Below are 21,469 nucleotides of genomic sequence, written 5' to 3'. Positions count from 1 at the left end.
CCGTGGTCCTGCAGCCCAGGGCCGCACCGCGACACCGCGTAGTCGTCCCGCTTTGGAGAGTGACGGCCGCTCCGCTAGGTTCTGGTCCGTCTCGCCCGATCCGGACCAGAACGAGAACGCTGGAGCGTCGTCGTGAGTCATGCGCCGCAGTCGTCGCAGCCGCCGCAGTACGAGACGTCTTACAGGGGCGGCACGACCTTTGAGCCCGAGCTTGAGCCCGAGCTTGGACTTGAGGCTGAGCTGGGGCTTGAGGCCGAGCTGGGGCTTGAGGCTGAGCTCGGGCCCGGGGATTACCTTCCCCGGCAGGCCACCGGTTCCGCCCCTGACGGGGGGCGGGCCGAGGCGCGGCGGGCCGCCCGGCGCAAGAAGGCGAAGGGACCGTCGGAGCGGCCCGAGTCGTTGCGGCGGCTGTTGCCGCAGGCGCTGGTCGTCGCCTTCCTCGCGGGCGGCACCTCGGCCTTCGTCGCCAACGACAAGGCCGTGCGGCTGAGTGTCGACGGCGAGTCGCGGACCCTGCACACCTTCGCGGACGACGTCGGCGAGCTGCTTGAGGACGAGGGCGTGGACTTCGGCACGCACGACATCGTGGCGCCGACCGCGAGCACGGCCCTGGCCAGCGGCGACGAGATCGCCGTCCGCTACGGCCGGCCGGTCAAGCTCACCCTCGACGGGCAGCGGCGCGAGGTGTGGACGACGGCGCGCACGGTGGACGGCGCGCTGCGGCAGCTCGGGGTGCGGGCCGAGGGCGCCTATCTGTCCGCCTCGCGGAGCAAGCGGATCGAGCGGGACGGCCTCGATCTCGACGTACGGACCGAGCGCACCGTGACGATCATGGCGGACGGGCGTGAGCGGACCATCCGTACGAACGCGGCGACGGTGCGGGAAGCGGTCGAGGAGTCCGGGATCACCCTGAACGGACAGGACACGACCTCCGTCGCGCCCGGCAGCTTTCCGCGCGACGGGCAGACGGTCACCGTCATGCGGATCTCCGGGCGGAAGGAGGTGCGGGAGGAGCCGATCCCGTTCGACGTGCGGCGGACGGACGATCCCTCGCTGTTCACCGGTACGGAGGTCGTGGAGCGGCAGGGGCAACAGGGGACCCGGCGGGTGACGTACGCGCTGCGGACGGTCAACGGCGTCAAGCAGAAGCCGCGCCGGGTGCGGTCGGAGGTCGTGCGGGAGCCGCAGACGCAGATCGTGAAGGTCGGCACGAAGCAGCGTCCGAACTCGGTGGCGGGGGCGGAGGGCCTGAACTGGGGCTCGCTGGCGCACTGCGAGTCGGGCGGCCGCCCGAACGCGGTGGACCCGTCGGGGACGTACGGGGGCCTGTACCAGTTCGACACACGAACCTGGCAGGGCCTGGGCGGCTCGGGCCGCCCCCAGGACGCTTCCGCGGAGGAACAGACGTACCGCGCGAAGAAGCTGTACGTGCAGCGGGGGGCCAGCCCGTGGCCGCATTGTGGGGGGCGGCTGTAGCGGGGCGCTGCGGGGCAATCGGGAGGGCGGGAAAGCTTGTTCGTGCAGGGGAGGCTGCGGGGTGAACGGGCGGGTGGGTGGGAGAGGCCCGTTCGGGCAGGCAAGGCTGCGGGGCAACCGGCAGCAGACTGGTGAAGGCCCAGGGGCCAGGCGCCGTAACCTTGGGGGGTGAGTAACAGTGAGCCCGGCAGCCTTCTCGGCGCCGCCGACATCCGCGAGCTGGCAGCCGCCCTCGGCGTACGCCCGACAAAGCAGCGCGGCCAGAACTTCGTCATCGACGCCAACACCGTCCGCCGCATCGTCCGCACCGCGGAAGTCGGCCCGCAGGACGTGGTCGTCGAGGTCGGCCCGGGGCTCGGCTCGCTGACCCTGGCTCTCCTCGACACTGCGGACAGCGTGATCGCGGTGGAGATCGACGACGTCCTCGCCAGCGCGCTGCCCGCGACCGTCGAGGCCCGGCGGCCGGCCAAGGCCGGCTCCTTCGCGCTGGTGCACAGCGACGCCATGCTCGTACGCGAGCTGCCGGGCCCCGCCCCGACCGCGCTGGTCGCCAACCTTCCGTACAACGTGGCCGTGCCGGTCCTGCTGCACATGCTCGACACCTTCCCCACCATCGAGCGCACGCTCGTGATGGTGCAGGCCGAGGTCGCCGACCGCCTCGCCGCGGCGCCGGGCTCGAAGGTGTACGGCGTGCCCTCCGTGAAGGCGAACTGGTACGCCGACGTGAAGCGCGCCGGTTCCATCGGGCGCAACGTCTTCTGGCCCGCGCCGAACGTCGACTCGGGTCTCGTCTCGCTCGTGCGGCGCGCCGAGCCGGTCAAGACCACCGCTTCGAAGAAGGAAGTCTTCGCCGTCGTCGACGCCGCCTTCGCCCAGCGCCGCAAGACCCTGCGCGCCGCCCTCGCCGGATGGGCGGGCTCGGCGGCCGAGGCCGAGGCGGCACTCGTCGCCGCCGGAGTCTCGCCGCAGGCGCGCGGCGAGGCGCTGACGGTGGAGGAGTTCGCGCGGATCGCCGAGCACAAGGGGGCCGCTTCGTGAGTGTGACCGTCCGCGTTCCCGCGAAGGTCAATGTCCAGCTCGCCGTAGGCGCCGCGCGCGCGGACGGCTTTCACGACCTCGCCAATGTCTTCCTCGCGGTCGGGCTGTACGACGAGGTCACCGTCACGCCCTCCGAACAGTTGCGCGTGACCTGCTCCGGGCCCGATGCCGCCCAAGTACCCCTGGATCGTACGAACTTGGCGGCGCGGGCCGCTGAACTGCTCGCCGCGCGCCATGGGCGTACGGCCAACGTGCACATCCACATCGCCAAGGACATCCCCGTCGCGGGCGGTATGGCCGGCGGCAGCGCGGACGGCGCGGGCGCCCTCGTGGCCTGCGACGCGCTGTGGGGGACCGAGGCTTCGCGCGACGAACTCCTCGACATCTGCGCCGAGTTGGGCAGCGATGTGCCGTTCAGCCTGGTGGGCGGGGCGGCGCTCGGTACGGGGCGCGGCGAGAAGCTGGAGATCCTGGAGGTCGGCGGGGACTTCCACTGGGTGTTCGCGGTGGCCGACGGAGGGCTCTCCACGCCCGCGGTCTATCGCGAGTTCGACCGGCTGACCCCCGATGCTCCAGCTCCGGAGGCGTCCCCGGCTCTCCTCGACGCCCTGCGCGAGGGTGATGCCGGAGCTCTCGCCGGAGCCGTTGCCAATGATCTTCAGCCCGCTGCCCTGTCTCTCTTCCCCTCGCTCGCCGACACCCTCGCCGCGGGCACCGAGGCAGGCGCGCTGGCCGCGCTGGTCTCCGGATCCGGGCCCACGACGGCGTTCCTGGCCGCGGACGCCGAGTCCGCGCGACGAGTCGCCGAAGCGCTCTCGGCCTCCGGCACCTGCCGCACCGCCCGGGTGGCGGCCTCCCCGGCTCCGGGCGCCACGCTGCTTTAAAGGGGCCGAGGGGTGCAGGTACTCAGACGCGGATCTGAGTACCTGCGCGCTGACGCGGGGCCCGCAGTCCGCGCGACCGTACGTGCATGGGATCAAGCGTTCGCGAACTGGCCGAGAAGACGCCCACCGGGCGCGACCGGTACATCGACCTGCTGCGGGTCGCCTCGCTCGGCACGGTCGTCATCGGCCACTGGCTGATGGCGGCGGTGACCGTCGGGGACGACGGCCGCACCGAGGTCGGCAACCTCCTCGCCGTCGTGCCCGACCTGCAACTGCTCACCTGGGCGCTGCAGATCATGCCGGTGTTCTTCTTCGTCGGCGGCTTCTCGCACGCCCTGTCGTACCGCTCCCTGAGCCGGAAGGCTCCTGAGGGTTCCGTCTACTCGGCGTTCCTGCGGGCACGGCTGCAGCGACTGCTGCGGCCGACGATGGTCTTCATCGGCGTGTGGGGCGCCGCCGCTCTGGCGGTCCAACTCCTCGGCGAGGGCGGGGCGTTGCTGGACGTGACGCTGCGGCTCGTGGCCCAGCCGCTGTGGTTCATAGGCATCTACCTGGCGATGGTGGCGTTCACGCCGCCGCTCCTGAGGCTGCACGAGCGGTACGGGTGGGGCGCGTTCGGCGGCCTGGTGCTCGCCGCGGGTGCGGTGGACGTGGCGCGCTTCGCCTTCGGCGTCCCGTACGTGGAGTTCCTGAACTTCGCCTTCGTGTGGCTCGCGGTGCATCAGCTGGGGTTCCTGCGGGCGGACGGCAGGCTGCGGGTGCGGATGCCTGTGGCCATGGCGGTGGCGGGCCTCGCGGGGGCCGCGGCTCTGGTGGCCTTCGGCCCGTATCCGCTCTCCATGGTGGGAATGCCCGGCGAGCGCGTCTCGAACATGGCACCGCCGACCTTCGCGCTGCTCTGCCACGGGGTGTGGCTGGTGGGCGCGGTGGAGCTGCTGCGGGGCCCGGCGACACGGTGGCTCGCTCGGCCGCGGGTGTGGCGGGGCGTGGTGGCGGCGAACGGGGTCTCGATGACGGCGTTCCTGTGGCACCTGACGGCGATGCTCGGGGTGTACGGAGTGCTGATCGCCGCTGACGTGCCGCTGCCGGAGCCCGCGACCGGGGCGTGGTGGGCGCAGGTTCCGCTGCGGATGGGGGCGGCCGCGGCGCTCACCGCGCTGCTGGTCGCGGCATTCCGCCGCTTCGAAAAGCCGGTAACGGAAAGGGAGTTTACGAGGGCCCCGGGCGCGGGCCCGGTAGCCGCCGCGGGCGTCACGCTCTGCCTCTTCGGGGTGCTCGGACTCTCGATGGTCGGCTTCGGGGGGCTTCTCGAAGGGCGTACGGCGATGCTGATCGCGGTGCGGGTGACGGCGCCGGTGGCGGTGGGGATGGCGCTGGTGGGGTGGCTGCTCGTGGAGCGGGCGCCTACAGCTCGTCGATGGCGGTGAGGTCGATGTCGATGTCGAACGGGACGCTGATCTTGAGGTGGTCGTGGTGGATTCCGGTCAGGGCGTAGGTACCCGAGGGCTGCCCCAATTCGTAGACCTGGATGACCGGGTAGTTGTCCTGGCCCGCCGCCTCGACCAGCCAGTAGTGGCGAATGCCCGCGGCGGCGTACTTCTGGAACTTGGTCGTGCGATCACGCGACTCTGACTCGGGGGACACGACTTCGATGGCGAGTACGACGTCTGAGCCCTGGAAGCGCGTCTGCATCCGTCCAGTCATGGCGCTGGCCTCGATGACCGAGATGTCGGGTTCAGGGCCGTTGCGCTTGTCCAGTACCACCGTCATCTCGCGCGCGACTTTCAGATCCGGCGGCAAGGTGCGGCGTAGTCCCGCCATCAACAGGTCGATCGCGGCGAAGTGGAAGTAGCGCTGCGGACTCACGAAGACCAAGCTCCCGTCGATCAACTCTGTGTGCGGCGGGAGATCAGGCAGCGTGAACAGGTCGTCCACGGTGTAGCCGTTCAGCGGTGGCACAGGCCAGCGGCGCCCGTCTTGCAGGGACTCGGCGGTCATGGTTCCTCCCATGGACGGGATTCTTCGGCCTGCTGCCCACGGTAGCTGCGAATTCTCAGTCGCGTCATCACAAAGAGTGATCACCCCCGCACTCCGGAGCGGGCGATAGCCGCCCCGGCCGGGCGACTACGCTGGAGGTCGATCGATCCCCTTCCCTGGAGCGTTAATGGCCGTCAACCTGGTCAATGTCGAGGCAGTCAGCAAGGTGTACGGCACCCGTGCCCTGCTCGACGGTGTCTCCCTCGGCGTGTCCGAGGGGGACCGGATCGGCGTCGTGGGGCGCAACGGAGACGGGAAGACGACCCTCATCCGCATGCTCGCCAAGCTGGAGGAGGCCGACACCGGGCGGGTCACGCACAACGGCGGGCTTCAGCTCGGCGTGCTGACCCAGCACGACTCGCTGGACCCCGAGGCCACCGTGCGGCACGAGGTCATCGGTGACCTCGCCGATCACGAGTGGGCGGGCAGCGCCAAGATCCGGGACGTGCTCACCGGACTGTTCGGCGGGCTCGACATGCCTGGCTTCCCGCAGGGCCTTGACACCGTCATCGGGCCGCTCTCCGGCGGCGAGCGGCGCCGTATCGCGCTCGCGAAGCTGCTCATCGGCGAGCCCGACCTGATCGTGCTCGACGAGCCGACCAACCACCTGGACGTCGAGGGCATCGCCTGGCTCGCCGAGCACCTGCGCACGCGGCGCTCGGCGCTCGTCTGCGTCACGCACGACCGCTGGTTCCTGGACCAGGTGTGCACGCGCATGTGGGATGTTCAGGGCGGTTCCGTCTTCGAGTACGAGGGCGGGTACTCCGATTACGTCTTCGCCCGTGCCGAGCGTGAGCGCATCGCGGCCACCGAGGAGACCAAGCGCAAGAACCTGATGCGCAAGGAGCTGGCCTGGCTGCGGCGCGGCGCACCCGCCCGTACCAGCAAGCCGCGCTACCGCATCGAGGCCGCCAACGAACTCATCGCCGACGTGCCGCCGCCCCGCGACAGCAGTGAGCTGATGAAGTTCGCGACGTCACGGCTCGGCAAGACCGTCTTCGACCTTGAGGACGTGACCGTCCAGGCCGGGCCCAAGGTGCTGCTCAAGCATCTGACCTGGCAGCTCGGCCCCGGCGACCGCATCGGCCTGGTCGGTGTCAACGGCGCGGGCAAGACCTCGCTGCTGCGGGCGATGGCCGAGGCGCAGCGCTCCGACGGCGACGTACAGCCCGAGGCGGGGCGTGTGGTCGTCGGCAAGACCGTGAAGCTGGCCTATCTGTCGCAGGAAGTCGCCGAACTCTCCCCGACACTGCGGGTGTTGCAGGCCGTGCAGCAGGTGCGTGAGCGGGTCGACCTCGGTAAGGGCCGGGAGATGACCGCGGGGCAGCTCTGCGAGACGTTCGGGTTCAACAAGGAGAAGCAGTGGACGCCCGTCGGAGATCTGTCCGGTGGTGAGCGGCGGCGGCTTCAGCTGCTTCGGCTCCTGATGGACGAGCCGAACGTCCTCTTCCTCGACGAGCCGACGAACGACCTCGACATCGAGACGTTGACCCAGCTCGAAGACGTCCTCGACGGCTGGCCGGGGTCGATGGTCGTGATCTCGCACGACCGGTTCTTCCTGGAGCGGACGACTGACAAGGTCTTCGCCTTGCTCGGCGACGCCACGATGCGCATGCTGCCGCGCGGCATCGACGAGTACCTGGAGCGGCGCAAGCGGATGGCGGACGCGGGCGCCCCCGCGGCTCCTCTCGCCCCCTCCTCCGGGTCCTCCGCACCGGCCGCCCCGCAGAAGACCGTCTCCTCCGCCGATGCCCGCGCCGCGAAGAAGGAACTCCAGAAGATCGAGCGGCAGCTGGACAAGATGTCCACGAAGGAAACCTGGCTGCACGCCCAAATCGCCGATAACGCCACCGACTTCGAAAAGGTGGCGAAACTGGACGCGGAGCTGCGTGAACTCGTCAGCGAGCGCGACGAGTTGGAGATGCGCTGGCTGGAGCTCGCGGAGAGCGCGTAGAGGTCTCGTAACAGACACATCACGGGCCGGTCCTCCCTTGGGAACAGGGGACGGACCGGTCAGTTGTGCTAGTGCCGCAGGGTGATAGAAAGGTCGGCCTGAGCACCACTTGGCGTGCCGAAAAATCAGTGAAGGGGGAAGCGCTGATGACTCAGCCGCCCAACCAGCCGCCGTCCGGCGGTTTCGGAGCTCCGCAGGATCCACAGCAGGGTTCCGCGCCGCAGCCACCGGGCCAGCCACCGCAGATGCCCGGCCAGCCGCCGGCCCCGCCGTCGGGAGCCCCGCAGACCCCGCCCGCGCCGCGGCCCGGCTACGGCTACCCGCAGACTCCGCCCGCGCCCCAGCCGGGTTACGGCTACCCGCAGCAGCCCGGACAGCCCGGACCGTACAACCAGCCCGGACCTTACGGCCAGCCCACGCAGCCCGGTCAGCCGGGTCCCTACGGCCAGCCCACGCAGCCGGGCCCCTACGCCCAGCAGCCTCAGTACGGCTACCCGCAGCAGCAGTTCCCCGGCGGCCCCGGCGCGCCCGGCACCTCGCCCGGCGGCGGTGGCGGCAAGAACCCCTTCAAGGGCAAGCCCGGCCTGATCGTGGCGGCCGTCGCGGCCGCGGCGCTCGTCATCGGCGGCGTCGCCTGGGCGGTCGTCGGCGGTGACGACGGCGGCAAGAAGAAGCCGAGCGCCGGCAAGAGCGACGACCCGAAGGCCAGCGGGTCCGCACCGGTCAACCCGGGCAACGGCGAGGGCGACGGGGAAGAGGAGAAGGAAGACCTCAACGCGGGCCGCCAGCCCGGCGAGTCGAAGGTGCTCTTCTACAAGGAAGCGCCCAAGGTGCCCGGTTCGGGCGCCGACGCCAACGGCATGTGGGTCCAGGGCGACATCGCCGCCAAGGCGGCGTACAAGGAGATCAGCGCCTACAACGTCAACACGGGCGATTCGGCCTGGCCGACGATCAAGTTCCCGCAGAAGATCTGTGGCACGACCCCGCAGGTCACGAAGGACAACAAGATCTTCGTCGCGTACAAGGACGGCCAGAAGGACGACGCCAAGTGCAGCCAGGTTCAGGTCGTCGACCTGAAGACCGGCGACAAGGGCTGGGTCAAGCCGGTCGAGGAGGAGGGCCTCTTCGACATGTCCCTCAACGTCGACCTCTCCATCACCGGCGACACGCTGATGGTCGGCCGCTCCCAGTCCGGCACGGCGCTGCGGGTGAGCGACGGCAAGGAACTCTTCGTGTCCGAGAAGAAGGACGAGGGCACCTGCTTCCCCAGCGGCTTCACCGGCGGGAAGAAGATGCTCCGCGCCCTGTCGTGCGGTGCCGGTTCCTCCACGGAGCACGACGAGCTCCAGCAGATCGACCCGAAGTCCGGCAAGGCCGTGTGGACGAAGAAGTTCCCCAAGGGCTGGCAGATCAGCCGGGTCTACTCCGAGAGCCCGACGATCGTCTACCTCACCAACGAGGACAAGAAGCAGTGGAACATCACCACGCTGAAGCCCAACAGCAGCGACACCCGCTCTGAGGTCGCCGTCGACGAGAAGTTCGCGCCGGAGTGCGGCGGTTCGACGTTCCTCGGCGGCAGTCTGCAGGGCTGCCTGGGCGCGGCGACCGACGACAAGAACCTCTACCTGCCGACCGAGGCGACCTCCGGAGCCAACGAGGTCGTGGCGATCAGTCTCGCCACCGGCAAGGAGGCCTGGCGCGTGAAGTCGCCGCTGGAGGAATCGATGCTGCCGATGAAGATGGACGGCGATTCACTCATCGCCTACGTCAACCCGTCGTACGACTCCGGCGGCCAGGTCGTCTCGATCCCGCTCTCGGGCTCGCACAAGCCGAAGACGCTCCTGAAGAACCCCGAGGGGACCGCCGAGATCGAGAGCGGCTTCTACTCCAAGGACGTCGACTACGTGGACGGCCGCTTCTACATCTCCACCACGCGGCTCTCGGGCAGCGCAAAGGGCCAGGAGAAGCTGATGCTGGCCTACGGCAAGTGATCTTCTCCGCCGGGCAGATGCCCGCGCCCTCTTCGTCGCTCAGTTCATCTCTCGTCCCCAAGGAATCGACGTCATGACCCAGCCGCCCCAGCCGCCCAACGAGCCCCCGCAGGGCGGGTTCGGCGCACCGCAGGACCCCCCGCCCGGCGGTTTCGGCAAGGCCCCCGAGCCGAACAACCCGTCCTACGGCTACCCGCAGACCCCGCCTCCCGCGCAGCCGCCGACACCGCCCGCCCAGCCGCCGACGCCGCCGCAGGGCCAGCCCAACTACGGCTACCCGCAGGCCCCCGGCACCCCGCCCCCCGGCCAGCCCCAGGGCTACGGCTACCCGGGCCAGCCGAACCAGCCGTACAACCAGCCGACGCAGCCGTACGGCCAGCAGGCCCCGTACGGCGCCTACCAGCAGCCCGGCACGATGCCGATGGCCCCGCAGGCAGGCGCTCCCGGCGGCTCGGGCGGTTCGAAGCTCAGCAGCCAGATGAAGATCATCATCGGTGCGGTCGTCGCGATCGCCCTGATCGTCGGCGGCGGCGTCTTCTACGCCTCGACGCAGAAGGACGACACCGAGGCGAGCTCCGAGGGCTCGACCGGCGGCGGCAAGGGCGGCGAAGGGGAGCAGAAGGGCGGCGGTGACGAGCAGGGCCCGAGCGGCCCCGGCACGGAGAAGGTCCCGGCCAACACCAGCGCCACCGTCTCCATGCAGCTCCCGCAGCCCGAGGTCCCCAAGGACGACGTCTGGAGCATCAAGGGCTCCTGGCTCACCGAGGACGTCTACGCCAAGGCGGGCGTCAACAAGATCGTCGGCTACGACCCGTCCGACGGCAAGGAGCTGTGGACGCTGCCGCTGGCCGGCCAGACGTGCGCGGGCTCGCGCGAGGTCACCAAGGACGGCATCGTCGCGGTCGCCTACGAAGAGGGCAAGCGGAAGAAGAAGGGCGACCACCAGACCTGTTCGCAGATCTCCGCGGTCGACCTGAAGAGCGGCAAGAGTCTCTGGACGGAGACCATCGACGAGGGCAGCATGAAGGCCCGCGTCCAGGAGGTCACCATCAGCGGCAGCACCGTCGCGGCCGGTTCCAGCGCCGGTGGCGCGGCCTTCGACCTCACCTCGGGCGACCACCTGTGGGAGCCCACCCCGGGCGAGGAGTGCCAGGACGAGGGCTACGCGGGCGGCGAGCAGCTCGTCGCCGTCCAGAAGTGCGGTGACTACGGCGACGAGAAGCTCAAGGTCCAGCTCCTCGACCCCAAGACCGGCGATTCCAAGTGGACCTACCCGGTGACGCCGGGCGTCGACAACGCCAAGATCATCTCGACCCGCCCGGTCGTCTTCGGCCAGGACACCCAGGAGATCACCGCGAGCGGCGTCACGGACGCCTTCTCGCTCGACGACCAGGGCAAGCTCCGCGCCAAGATCTCGCTGCCCGACGGCAAGTACGACCACGACTGCGAGGTCAACGTCATCTACGCCTGCACCTCGCTGGCCGTCGGCAACGACAAGCTCTACGTCCCCACCCGCCAGCACGACGGCGGCGGCGACGGCTACAGCCAGACGAACGAGATCATCGCGTTCTCGCTGGCCACCGGCAAGACCACGGGTGACCGTGCCGACGCGGGCGAGGACGGCGAGATGTTCCCGATCCGCATGGACGGCGGCAACATCCTGGCGTACAAGGACGCGGGCTACGACAAGGGCGCCCAGGTCGTCTCCATCAACGGCAAGACGATGAAGGAGACCAAGCTCCTTGAGACCCCCGCGGCCGAGTCCGTCGGCAGCGCCATCAGCGGCATGGTCCCGAAATCGAACGAACTCCTTTACACCGACGGCATGCTGTACCTCGGCAAGGAGCTGATCAGCAAGCCGTACTCGAAGGACGAGAAGGAGTACACGGCCCTGGGCTTCGTCGCCCAGTAGGTCTCCTGACCTCCGCGTACGCACCGGACGGCCCCGTTCCCATGAGGAGCGGGGCCGCTGGCGTTTCCCGCGTGCGCCATTCCGTACGCACGTACTCCCTCTCACTCGTATTTGGCCGGGATTTCGGCATTCCGGGCCGCTTATCGCCGGTAGGGGGCGCGCAGCGTCGAACAAGCGTGTAGCTTCCGGGGGATGAGTGGGCGTGGGGCCGGGGGGCCCTTGATCCGTGGGGGATCAGTGGGGACAAGTGGGGGGTTTGCTCTATGGGTGTGCGGCTCATGGTGGTCGACGACCACCGACTGCTCGCCGAGGCACTCGCCTCGGCCCTGAAACTGCGCGGACACCGTGTGCTTGCCGCGGCCGCGCCCGCGGCCGGGGCGGCGGAGCTGGTCATCAGCCGGGCCCCCGAGGTCTGTCTGCTCGGCACGGCGACGCCCGCGGAGCCCGGGATGTTCGATCCGATCGTGAAGATCAAGCGGGAGCGGCCGCAGGTCGCCGTGGTGGTGCTCGGCCCGGTGCCGAACCCGCGCGGCATCGCCGCCGCCTTCGCCGCGGGCGCCTCCGGATACGTACGCCATGACGAGCGCATCGAAGGCGTCGAGCGCGCCATCATGAAGGCGAGAGCCGGCGAGGCGGCCGTCGCGCCGCAGCTGCTCCAGGGCGCCTTCAGCGAGCTGCTCAACCCGGCGGCGCAGCCCGACGACGAGGGGCAGCGGCTGCTTCAGATGCTGACGCCGCGCGAGGTCGAGGTCCTGGTGCGGGTCGCGGACGGCGAGGACACCCGTCTCATCGCCGCCGGGATGGGGATCGCGCCCAGCACGGCGCGCACGCACGTGCAGCGCGTCCTGATGAAACTGGGCGTCGGGTCCCGCCTGGAGGCCGCGGCGCTCGCGGCGCGGACGGGCCTCCTCGACCGTGCGGAACGGCCTTCGCCGGCCTTCACGGACGACCCGGAGACGCCGACGGGGCCCGAGTCACCGGCACAGTGAACTCGGGCCCCACCTCGGGGTGTTACTGGTCTTCTTCGGGTGCCTCGGTGGGCGGCGGAGTGGGGCGCAGCCACAGCCAGCCGAGGAAGAAGAGCCCGAGCGCCAGCATGGCAAGGCCCGTCCAGAGGTTGATGTTGATGTCCTCCGCCTTCTTCATGTCGGCGTCGGACGGGGAGATTCCGGCGATCGTCACGATGATTCCGTAGACGACGAACAGAGCGCCGATGATCCGCCGGATGTCGAAGAGACGGGCCGCCGTGGCGGACTTGCGCTCCAGTGCGGAGACTTCGTGTCGCAGTTCAGACATGTTCTTCCAGACCTCCGATCGGGATTAGAGCGAGTACGGCAGGTAGCAGGCCGCGGCGAGCACGATCGCTCCCCAGCCGAGCAGCGCGGGCTTGCGGTACCACGCGTCGTCGCCCTCGGCCGGTGGTTCGTCGATGCCCGGCGCGGTCGTCCCGTAGACCAGACCGGCCAGTTCGGCCTCCGGCTTGGGGGCGGTGAAGAGCGTGACGACGACCATCACCACGGCGCCGGCGACGAAGCCGACGATCGCCGAGACGAAGTTGGCGCCCTGGTCGGTCGGGATGTCGATGACGCCCTGCTTGTAGATCCAGAAGTAGTTGACCATCGCGGCGGTCGTGCCCGCGAGCAGGCCCCACACACCGGACTTCATGGAGGCGCGCTTCCAGAACATGCCGATGATGAAGACCACGAACATCGGGACGTTGAAGAAGGAGAACAGCGTCTGGAGGTACCCCATGATGTTCGAGAACGACGAGGCGATGAAGGCGGTGCCGATCGAGGCGAGCACCCCGATCGCCGTGATGAGCCGGCCGAAGTTCAGGTAGTAGCCGTCCTCGCGGCCCTTGACCACGTACTTCGCCCAGATGTCGTACGTGAAGACGGTGTTGAAGGACGACACGTTCGCCGCCATGCCCGCCATGAACGCCGCGAGCAGACCGGTCACCGCGATGCCGAGCACGCCGTTGGGCAGCAACTCCTGCATCAGGTAAGGGATCGCGTCGTTGTACGTCAGGTCGGAACCGGCGGTGCCGATCTTCGGGACGAGTACGGCCGCGACCAGGCCCGGGATCATCACCAGGAAGACGATGAATATCTTCGGGAAGGCGGCGATCAGCGGGGTGCGCTTGGCGGCGGAGAGGTTCTTCGCGGACAGGGCGCGCTGCACCTCGGCGAAGTTGGTCGTCCAGTAGCCGAAGGAGAGCACGAAGCCGAGGCCGAGGATGATCGTCAGCCAGTTCGCGCCCAGCGGGTTGGCGTCACCGATGCCGGTGCCGCCCCAGGCGGTCATGAAGTTCTCGCCGTGCGACTTCTCGATCGACCCGCTCAGGCCGTCCCAGCCGCCGACCTTCTTCAGGCCGATGACGCAGATCGGGATGAGCGCGGCGAGGATCACGAAGAACTGGAGGACTTCGTTGTAGATCGCCGAGGAGAGCCCGCCGATCGTGATGTACGCCAGGACGAAGAACCCGGCGACCACGATGGCCACCCACTGCGGCCAGCCCAGGAGCGCCTCGACGACGATCGACAGGGCGTAGAGGTTCACGCCCGCGATGAGTATCGCGGCGAACGCGAAGAGCACCGAGCTCAGCAGGTGCGCCGACTTGTCGAAGCGCTGGAGCAGGAACTCGGGGACCGAGCGGACCTTGCTGCGGTAGTAGAACGGCATCATCACGAGGCCGAGGAAGACCATCGCGGGGATGGCGCCGATCCAGTACCAGTGGACGACCGCGACGCCGTACTGGGCGCCGGTCGCCGCCATGCCCAGGATCTCGGTGGCGCCGAGGTTCGCGGCGACGAACGCGAGGCCGGTGACCCAGGCGGGCAGGGAGCGGCCCGAGAGGAAGAAGTCGAGGCTGGTCTTCACGGAGCGCCGGGCGGCGAAGCCGATGCCGAGGACCACGGCGAAGTAGATCGCGAGGATCGCGTAGTCGAGGCCGTTGGTGGGCAGCCGAAGCCCCTCGGCCAGGGTCTGTGTGGGGGACTGCATGGGGAACTCGCTTCGTTGCGCGAACTGATCAGACCGGAACCTACGCCCCTCACTTCAATAACTGAAGACTTCTGTTGGTGTTCTTTGTTGGATTGTGATCGGACGCATAGCCGTCGCTCAAGGGGGCTTGTTGGCGCCACGTTCCAGCCGCGGCATTGACGATGCTGTTGCCTTGTGATTTGTTATGTGCGGTTATGTTGGGTGGGTGTTGGTGAGGAGCCCCGGACGTGAAGAAGACCTCGACCCGTCTCGCAGACGGTCGTGAGCTCATCTACTACGACTCGCGCGACGACGCGGTGCGCGACGCCATCGACCGGAGGCCCCTGGACCCCATCTCCACCACATCGGAGATCCGCCGAGACCCGCTCCTGGGCGACGCCGTCGCCATCGCGTCGCACCGCCAGGGCCGCACGTACCACCCGCCGGCCGACGAGTGCCCGCTCTGCCCCTCCGAGGGCGACCGTCTGAGCGAGGTCCCCGACTCCTCGTACGACGTGGTCGTCTTCGAGAACCGCTTCCCCTCGCTGGCCGGGGACGCCGGACGCTGCGAGGTCGTCTGCTTCACCTCCGACCACGACTCGTCCTTCGCCGACCTCACCGAGGCACAGGCGGGCCTCGTCCTGGACGCCTGGACGGACAGGACCGCCGAGCTCTCGCACCTCCCCTCCGTCGAGCAGGTGTTCTGCTTCGAGAACCGCGGCGCCGAGATCGGCGTGACCCTGGGCCACCCGCACGGGCAGATCTACGCCTATCCCTTCGTCACCCCGCGTACGTCCCTGATGCTGAGGTCGCTCGCCGCGCACAAGGAGGCGACGGGCGGCCGCAACCTCTTCGACGACGTCGTGGCCGAGGAGTCGGCGGGGGAGCGGGTGGTCCTTGACGCCGAGCACTGGGTGGCGTTCGTCCCCTACTCCGCGCACTGGCCCTACGAGGTGCACCTCTACCCCAAGCGCCGGGTGCCGGACCTGCTGGGGCTCGACGAGGCCGCGCGCACAGAGTTTCCCCAGGTCTATCTGGAACTGTTGAGGCGCTTCGACCGGATCTTCGGTGAAGAGGGTCAGCTCACGCCGTACATCGCCGCCTGGCACCAGGCGCCCTTCGGCGCACTGGACGGACATGACGGGGTCAACCGGGACGACTTCGCACTCCACCTCGAGCTTTTCACCATTCGCCGCACTTCGGGCAAGCTGAAGTTCCTCGCGGGTTCCGAATCCGGCATGAGCGTGTTCATCAACGACGTGCCGCCGGAAGCCGCGGCCCAGCGACTGCGAGAGGTAGCGAGTTCATGAGCGGTAAGTACCTGGTCACCGGCGGGGCGGGCTATGTGGGAAGCGTGGTGGCCCAGCATCTGATCGAGGCCGGGCACGAGGTGACCGTCCTCGACAACCTCTCGACCGGCTTCCGCGAGGGCGTCCCGGCCGGCGCCACGTTCATCGAGGGCGACATCCGTGATGCCGCCAAGTGGCTGGACTCCTCCTACGACGCCGTGTTGCACTTCGCCGCCTTCTCGCAGGTCGGCGAGTCCGTCGTGAAGCCCGAGAAGTACTGGGACAACAACGTCGGCGGCACGATGGCGCTGCTGGCCGCGATGCGTTCCTCCGATGTCCGCAAGCTGGTGTTCTCCTCCACCGCCGCGACGTACGGCGAACCGGTCAGCACCCCCATCACGGAGACCGACCCGACGGCCCCCACGTCTCCGTACGGCGCCTCGAAGCTCGCCGTCGACCACATGATCACCGGCGAGGCCACCGCCCACGGCCTGGGCGCGGTGTCGCTGCGCTACTTCAACGTGGCGGGCGCGTACGGCGCCTACGGCGAGCGGCACGACCCGGAGTCGCACCTGATCCCCCTCGTCCTCCAGGTCGCGCAGGGCCGTCGCGAGGCGATCAACGTCTTCGGCGACGACTACCCGACCCCGGACGGCACCTGCGTCCGCGACTACATCCACGTCGCCGACCTCGCCCAGGCGCACCTCCTCGCCGTCGAGGCCGCCACCTCCGGCGAGCACCTGATCTGCAACCTCGGCAACGGCAACGGCTTCTCCGTGCGCGAGGTCATCGAAACCGTCCGCCAGGTCACCGGGCACCCGATCCCCGAGGTCATGGCCCCGCGCCGGGGCGGCGACCCCGCGGTCCTCGTCGCGTCCGCGGCCACCGCGCGGGAGCGGCTCGGCTGGAATCCGTCCCGCGCGGACCTCGCGGGCATCGTCGCCGACGCGTGGGCGTTCGCCCAGCGCTGACCGGGTCAACAGGGGTTAAGGGGTAACTGATGGACGTAGCGGGGCAGTTCGCGGAGCTGTACGGGTACGAGCCGACGGGGGTCTGGTCGGCACCTGGCCGGGTCAACCTCATCGGCGAGTACACGGACTTCAACGAGGGCTTCGTGATGCCGCTCGCGCTGCCGCACACCGCGGTGGCGGCGGTGGCGCGGCGCACCGACGGAGTCCTGCGGCTCCACTCGGCGGACATCGACGCTCCGGTCGCCGAGCTGCGGGTCGACGACCTGACACCCCTCGCGCTGACTGCCCGGGGGGCCGGGCAGGGCGGCTGGGCCGCCTACCCGGCGGGCGTGGTGTGGGCGCTGCGGGAAGCGGGCCACGCGGTCTCCGGGGGTGCCGACATCCACCTCGCCTCGACCGTGCCGACGGGGGCGGGCCTGTCCTCGTCGGCGGCCCTGGAGGTCGTCACGGCACTTGCCCTGAACGACCTGTGCGAACTCGGCCTGACCGCCCCTGAGTTGGCGGTCCTGTCCCAGCGCGCCGAGAACGCCTTCGTGGGCGTGCCGTGCGGCGTGATGGACCAGATGGCCTCGGCGTGCGCCACCGAGGGCCACGCCCTGCACCTGGACTGCCGGGACCTCTCGATACGCCAGGTCCCCTTCGACCTCGCGGCACAGGGCCTCCAGCTCCTGGTGGTCGACACCCGGGTCAAGCACGAGCTGGGCGACGGGGCGTACGCCGAGCGGCGGGCCGGCTGCGAGGAGGGCGCGCGACAGCTGGGCGTGACCCACCTCAGGGACGTTCCGTACGCCGAACTCCCCTCCGCCCTGGCCAAACTGACGGACGAGAAGATCCGCCGCTACGTACGCCACGTCGTCTCGGACGACCACCGGGTGGAGCAGGTCATCGGCCTGCTGGACGCGGGGGAGGTGCGGGCGATCGGCCCAGTCCTGACCGAGGGCCACGCATCCCTGAGGGACGATCTCCGCATCTCCTGCGAGGAGTTGGACCTGGTGGTGACCTCCGCGAACACGGCGGGCGCGATCGGCGCACGCATGACGGGCGGCGGCTTCGGCGGCTCGGCGATCGTCCTGGTGGAGGAGGCGGACGCGGACCCGGTGACGAAGTCGATCCTGGAGGCCTTCACTACAGCGGGCTTCACGGCACCACGGGTGTTCCCGGCGGTTCCTTCGGCGGGGGCACGCCGGGAGAGGTGACTTACCCCGGCCCCCGGCCCCCCACCTGCTCGCCTACCCCAGCCGCTTCGTAAGGGTGAACTCCTTCGCGCCCTGCGGATAGTCGGGGATCACCGACACCACCTCGTAGCCCTGGCCCCGATAGAACCCCGGTGCCTGGAAGTCCCACGTCTCCACGCGGGAGTTGAGGCATTCGCGCTCCTCGCGCGCGATGCGTTCCGCCTCGGCGAGCAGTTGGGCGCCGAGGCCCGCGCCCTGGTGCTTCGTGCTGACCCAGAGGTAGTTCACGTGGAGCCAGCGGCCCCAGGTGTGTCCGGCGAGGCCGCCGACGAGGCCCTCCGTGCGTTCCAGGAGCCAGACCGCCAGCGGTATTTCACGATCCTGCGGGGTGTCCCGCAGTGCGCGGATCACCGGTGACGCCCGCGTGTTCGCGTCCTCGAGTCCGGCGAGGAGCAGAGCGAACCGCTCTTTGTCGACTCCTGTCTCAATACGAAACATACGGCTCACCATAAACGCGCTGGCCAGTCAGTTCTGTAAATTACCTTCCGCTCCTGCCGTGCGGCCCTACTCTGAGTGGCAGTGCCGGTGGGGGCCGGCACTGATCAGGGGGCGAGACAGTCGGGTACGACACCCGGCGTGGGGGTGGCAGTCACAGCTCGGCGGCGGCCGTGCGACTGCGGCGACCCCCGTTCCGGGTGTCGTGCCCGCACCGTACGTCCTCCGACGGGTATCCCCTGCTCTCCGAGGAGAGCTTGGGGGAGGGGGTTTCAGTGGTTCGTATCCGAGTCCTGGTCGTCGACGACCATCGCATCTTCGCGGAGTCGCTCGCGGCGGCTCTGGCGGCGGAGCCCGACGTCGACGTGTCCGCGGCGGGCAGCGGCCCGGCCGCACTGCGCTGCCTGGAGCGGGCGATAGCCGAGGGGCGCAGGTACGACGTGCTGCTCGTCGACGCCGACCTGGGCGCGTCCGCCAGCGCCGTGCAGGGCGTGCGGCCCGCGCCTTCGGTGCAGGAGGGCAACGCGGACGGCCTGGTGGACGGCATATCCCTGGTTGCCGGGGTCCGTTCGGGCCAGCCGATGGTCCGCACGGTCGTGCTCGCCGAGAAGGACGACCCGCGCAGGGCCGCCCTCGCGCTGCAGGCCGGCGCGTCGGGCTGGGTCGCCAAGGACTGCTCGCTGTCCCGGCTCCTGACGGTCATACGGGGGGTGTTGCGGGAAGAGACCCATCTGCCGCCCGCGCTGCTCACCGGCGTCCTGCGTGAGTTGACCGCCGCGCGCAAGCACCGCACGGAATCCGAGCGCCTGGTGGAGTCGCTGACCCCGCGCGAGCGCGAGGTCCTTCGCTGCATGGTGGCGGGCCTTGGCAGGAAGGCCGTGGCCGAGCGCCTCTTCCTCTCCCCGCACACGGTGCGTACGCACATGCAGAACGTCCTGGGGAAGCTGGGCGTCCACTCCACGCTCGCGGCCGTCGCGCTGGCGCGCAGGGCAGGAGTGGGTCCTGTCGACCTAGCCGGGGATGTTGTCGAACGGGGCGGTCAACTGGCGTAGCAGCCCGGCCAGTTCGCCGCGCTGCCCGCGGGAGAGCTCGGCGAGGATCGCCCGCTCCTGCTTGAGGAGTCCGGCGAGGGCCTGGTCCGCGCGGTCCTGCCCTTCCTCCGTCAGCCGCACAAGCACGCCACGCCGGTCGCTCGGATCGGGCAGCCGCTCGACGAGGCCCTTCTTCGCGAGCCGGTCGATGCGGTTGGTCATCGTGCCGGACGTGACCAGGGTCTGGGTGAGGAGCTGCCCGGGGGAGAGCTGATAGGGCGCGCCCGCGCGCCGCAGCGACGTCAGTACGTCGAACTCCCACGGCTCCAGATTGTGCTCGGAGAACGCGAGCCGCCGGGCCCTGTCGAGGTGCCGCGCGAGCCTGCTGACGCGGCTGAGCACCTCGAGTGGTTCCACGTCGAGGTCAGGGCGCTCCCGGCGCCATGCCGCGACCAGACGGTCGACCTCGTCCTCCATGTCGATCAGTGTAGGGGGTCTGTCGACGTGAAGTCTCTTGACGTCAAGATACTTGGGGTTGAGGATGGCGGTACGACGTGCGTATGGCGCCGGTACGAAGGTGGTGTGACGCCGGTACGACGCCTGCGCGAAGGCAGTACGACGCCGAGGTCAGCGCCGCGACCCGAGGAGGCCCCCATGACCGCCGCCCCCAGCAGCAGCCCCGCCCCCACCTGGGACCCAGGCCAGTACCTGCGCCACTCCGGCCACCGCGCCCGCCCCTTCGTCGACCTGCTGGCCCGCGTCCCCGAACTGCCCGCCACCGACGGCCGCCGCCCGCCGCGCATCGCGGACCTGGGCTGCGGCCCCGGCAACGTCACGCGTCTGCTGGCCGAACGCTGGCCGAGGGCGCACGTCACCGGCTACGACAACTCGCCCCAGATGCTGGAGCAGGCGGAGCGCCTGGCGGGACCCACGTCCGGCGGCGGCCGCCTGGACTTCGCCGCGGCGGACGCGGGGGACTGGGCGCCGCCCGAGGGGACGTACGACCTGATCCTGTCCAACGCGACCCTCCAGTGGGTGCCGGGCCACCCGGACTCCTTCCCCGCCTGGATCGCGGCGCTGACCCCTGGCGGCACGTTCGCCTTCCAGGTCCCCGGCAACTTCGACGCCCCGAGCCACGTCCTGATGCGCGAGCTGAGCGAGTCCGAGCGGTGGCGGGGCCGGCTCGGGGGGCGGCTGCGCCACGCGGACGCGGTGCTCTCGCCGACGGCCTATCTGGAACGCCTTGTCCCGCTGGGGTGTGAGGTGGACGCGTGGGAGACGACGTATCTGCACCTCCTTGAGGGGGAGGACCCGGTCCTGGACTGGGTGAAGGGAACGGGCCTGCGGCCTGTGCTGACGGCTTTGGCGGACGACCCGGAGGCGAGGGAGACGTTCCTCTCCGAGTACGGGGAACTGCTCCGCAAGGCGTACCCGGCAGGGCCGCGGGGCACGGTCTTCCCCTTCCGCAGGGTCTTCGCCGTGGCCCGGCGGACCACGTGACGCTGGTCGCCGTCGACCACGTCCAGCTCGCCGCGCCGCCCGGCAGTGAGGTGGCCCTGCGGGCGTACTACGTCGACGTGCTCGGCATGAAGGAGATCGCCAAGCCCCCGGCGCTTGCCGCGCGCGGCGGGTGCTGGTTCCGCGCGGGGGCGGTGGAGCTGCACCTGGGCGTGGAGGCGGGCTTCCGTCCGGCGCGCAAGGCGCACCCCGGGCTGCGGGTGCGGAACATCTCGGCGTACGCCGAGCGGCTGGCCGCCCGGGGCGCGGAGATCGTCTGGGACGACGCCCTGCCGGGCCACCGCCGCTTCTACTCGAAGGACACGGTGGGCAACCGCCTGGAGTTCCTGGAGCGGAAGCCCCCCACCCAGCCCTGACCGCCGCTTCGCGGCCGAAGCCCCCACTCACCCGATCACCCGGCAGTGCCCGATGCTTTCCGTCCGTCTTGACCTGAACCGCCGCTTCGCGGCGGATGTTTCCCACCCGCCCACCCGATCACCCCGTGGCGTCAGATGCTTAGGGGCCACCCCCCACCAGCCTGCGAGCCCGCTGCTGGGCGATCGGGTGGGTGGGTGGGTGGGGAGTAGTTCTGCTCGGGGGGTTGTGCCGTCACCTGCGCAGGGGGACCCACTGCGGGGCAATCGGGTGGGTGGGCGGGAAACATCCGCCGCGAAGCGGCGGTCTCGGAGGGTGCGGGTGCCGCAGGGCGCCCGGCGAGGCCTTGCGGCGTGGGGCGG

General features: G+C 70.0%; 19 protein-coding genes. 14 read left to right on the top strand and 5 right to left on the bottom strand.

The features are described 5' to 3' along the window. The first annotated feature begins 132 nt into the window (after window positions 1-132). From E5671_RS21165 to E5671_RS21150, 4 genes are all read left to right on the top strand, one after another. Window positions 133-1,476 carry a ubiquitin-like domain-containing protein gene (locus E5671_RS21165; protein WP_443032668.1) on the top strand — a complete coding sequence of 448 codons (1,344 nt, stop codon included), beginning with the start codon at window positions 133-135 and terminating at the stop codon, window positions 1,474-1,476. Window positions 1,477-1,644: 168 nt separating this feature from the next. After that, entirely contained in the window at window positions 1,645-2,514 is an 870-nt protein-coding gene (gene rsmA, locus E5671_RS21160; protein ID WP_160505528.1) for a 16S rRNA (adenine(1518)-N(6)/adenine(1519)-N(6))-dimethyltransferase RsmA, read from the top strand. Then, window positions 2,511-3,398: a 4-(cytidine 5'-diphospho)-2-C-methyl-D-erythritol kinase gene (locus E5671_RS21155; RefSeq protein ID WP_160505527.1), complete on the top strand. Its 888-nt coding sequence runs from the start codon at window positions 2,511-2,513 to the stop codon at window positions 3,396-3,398. The genes rsmA and E5671_RS21155 overlap by 4 nt, the downstream gene beginning before the upstream one ends. Window positions 3,399-3,484: 86 nt before the next feature. After that, a complete protein-coding gene (locus tag E5671_RS21150; RefSeq protein WP_160505526.1) occupies window positions 3,485-4,825 on the top strand; it encodes an acyltransferase family protein in 1,341 nt (446 codons plus the stop codon). Here E5671_RS21150 and E5671_RS21145 read toward each other — a convergent pair. After that, window positions 4,803-5,396: a Uma2 family endonuclease gene (locus E5671_RS21145; RefSeq protein ID WP_160505525.1), complete on the bottom strand. Its 594-nt coding sequence runs from the start codon at window positions 5,394-5,396 to the stop codon at window positions 4,803-4,805. The genes E5671_RS21150 and E5671_RS21145 overlap by 23 nt on opposite strands. A 166-nt stretch (window positions 5,397-5,562) precedes the next feature. Here E5671_RS21145 and E5671_RS21140 point away from each other — a divergent pair, with 166 nt between their 5' ends. The 4 genes from E5671_RS21140 to E5671_RS21125 all read left to right on the top strand — a co-directional run bounded on the left by E5671_RS21140 (window position 5,563) and on the right by E5671_RS21125 (window position 12,281). After that, a complete protein-coding gene (locus tag E5671_RS21140) occupies window positions 5,563-7,389 on the top strand; it encodes an ABC-F family ATP-binding cassette domain-containing protein (protein WP_160505524.1) in 1,827 nt (608 codons plus the stop codon). A 146-nt stretch (window positions 7,390-7,535) separates the two neighbouring features. Beyond that, on the top strand, window positions 7,536-9,380 hold the full coding sequence (locus E5671_RS21135; protein WP_160505523.1) for an outer membrane protein assembly factor BamB family protein: 1,845 nt from the start codon (window positions 7,536-7,538) through the stop codon (window positions 9,378-9,380). A 73-nt stretch (window positions 9,381-9,453) separates the two neighbouring features. After that, the gene (locus E5671_RS21130; RefSeq protein ID WP_160505522.1) at window positions 9,454-11,292 is read left to right on the top strand and encodes an outer membrane protein assembly factor BamB family protein; all 1,839 of its coding nucleotides are present in this window, start codon (window positions 9,454-9,456) and stop codon (window positions 11,290-11,292) included. Between the two features lie 263 nt (window positions 11,293-11,555). Further along, complete coding sequence (locus tag E5671_RS21125; RefSeq protein ID WP_237330208.1) at window positions 11,556-12,281, top strand: helix-turn-helix transcriptional regulator; 726 nt, start codon at window positions 11,556-11,558, stop codon at window positions 12,279-12,281. Window positions 12,282-12,303: 22 nt separating this feature from the next. On the opposite strand, the gene E5671_RS21120 is transcribed toward E5671_RS21125, so the two are convergent. After that, window positions 12,304-12,588, bottom strand: coding sequence for a hypothetical protein (locus tag E5671_RS21120; protein WP_160505521.1), 285 nt, complete (start codon window positions 12,586-12,588; stop codon window positions 12,304-12,306). 24 nt (window positions 12,589-12,612) lie between these two features. After that, window positions 12,613-14,295, bottom strand: a complete 1,683-nt coding sequence (locus tag E5671_RS21115) for a sodium:solute symporter family protein (protein ID WP_160505520.1) — start codon at window positions 14,293-14,295, stop codon at window positions 12,613-12,615. 227 nt (window positions 14,296-14,522) lie between these two features. On the opposite strand from E5671_RS21115, the gene galT reads away from it, so the two are divergent. The 3 genes from galT to galK are packed head-to-tail and all read left to right on the top strand — an operon-like array spanning window position 14,523 to window position 17,730. After that, on the top strand, window positions 14,523-15,584 hold the full coding sequence (galT, locus tag E5671_RS21110) for a galactose-1-phosphate uridylyltransferase (protein WP_160505519.1): 1,062 nt from the start codon (window positions 14,523-14,525) through the stop codon (window positions 15,582-15,584). Next, the gene (gene galE, locus E5671_RS21105) at window positions 15,581-16,534 is read left to right on the top strand and encodes a UDP-glucose 4-epimerase GalE (RefSeq protein WP_160505518.1); all 954 of its coding nucleotides are present in this window, start codon (window positions 15,581-15,583) and stop codon (window positions 16,532-16,534) included. The genes galT and galE overlap by 4 nt, the downstream gene beginning before the upstream one ends. A gap of 29 nt (window positions 16,535-16,563) precedes the next feature. Then, window positions 16,564-17,730: a galactokinase gene (gene galK, locus E5671_RS21100; protein ID WP_160505517.1), complete on the top strand. Its 1,167-nt coding sequence runs from the start codon at window positions 16,564-16,566 to the stop codon at window positions 17,728-17,730. Between the two features lie 33 nt (window positions 17,731-17,763). On the opposite strand, the gene E5671_RS21095 is transcribed toward galK, so the two are convergent. Then, entirely contained in the window at window positions 17,764-18,219 is a 456-nt protein-coding gene (locus E5671_RS21095) for a GNAT family N-acetyltransferase (protein WP_160505516.1), read from the bottom strand. A 260-nt stretch (window positions 18,220-18,479) separates the two neighbouring features. Here E5671_RS21095 and E5671_RS21090 point away from each other — a divergent pair, with 260 nt between their 5' ends. Further along, a complete protein-coding gene (locus tag E5671_RS21090; RefSeq protein WP_160505515.1) occupies window positions 18,480-19,256 on the top strand; it encodes a LuxR C-terminal-related transcriptional regulator in 777 nt (258 codons plus the stop codon). Here the strand turns inward: E5671_RS21090 and E5671_RS21085 are convergent. Further along, window positions 19,215-19,712, bottom strand: a complete 498-nt coding sequence (locus E5671_RS21085) for a MarR family winged helix-turn-helix transcriptional regulator (RefSeq protein ID WP_160505514.1) — start codon at window positions 19,710-19,712, stop codon at window positions 19,215-19,217. The two genes, E5671_RS21090 and E5671_RS21085, sit on opposite strands and share 42 nt — an antisense overlap. A 177-nt stretch (window positions 19,713-19,889) precedes the next feature. Here E5671_RS21085 and E5671_RS21080 point away from each other — a divergent pair, with 177 nt between their 5' ends. Continuing rightward, the gene (locus E5671_RS21080; RefSeq protein WP_160505513.1) at window positions 19,890-20,735 is read left to right on the top strand and encodes a trans-aconitate 2-methyltransferase; all 846 of its coding nucleotides are present in this window, start codon (window positions 19,890-19,892) and stop codon (window positions 20,733-20,735) included. After that, window positions 20,732-21,109, top strand: coding sequence for a VOC family protein (locus tag E5671_RS21075; RefSeq protein WP_336605808.1), 378 nt, complete (start codon window positions 20,732-20,734; stop codon window positions 21,107-21,109). The genes E5671_RS21080 and E5671_RS21075 overlap by 4 nt, the downstream gene beginning before the upstream one ends. The last annotated feature ends 360 nt before the right edge of the window (window positions 21,110-21,469 follow it).

The organism is Streptomyces sp. BA2 (genome assembly GCF_009769735.1).
Classification (GTDB): Bacteria; Actinomycetota; Actinomycetes; order Streptomycetales; family Streptomycetaceae; genus Streptomyces.
The sequence above is the reverse complement of the archived record's forward strand: the minus strand, read 5'-3'. Positions and strand labels throughout refer to the sequence as shown.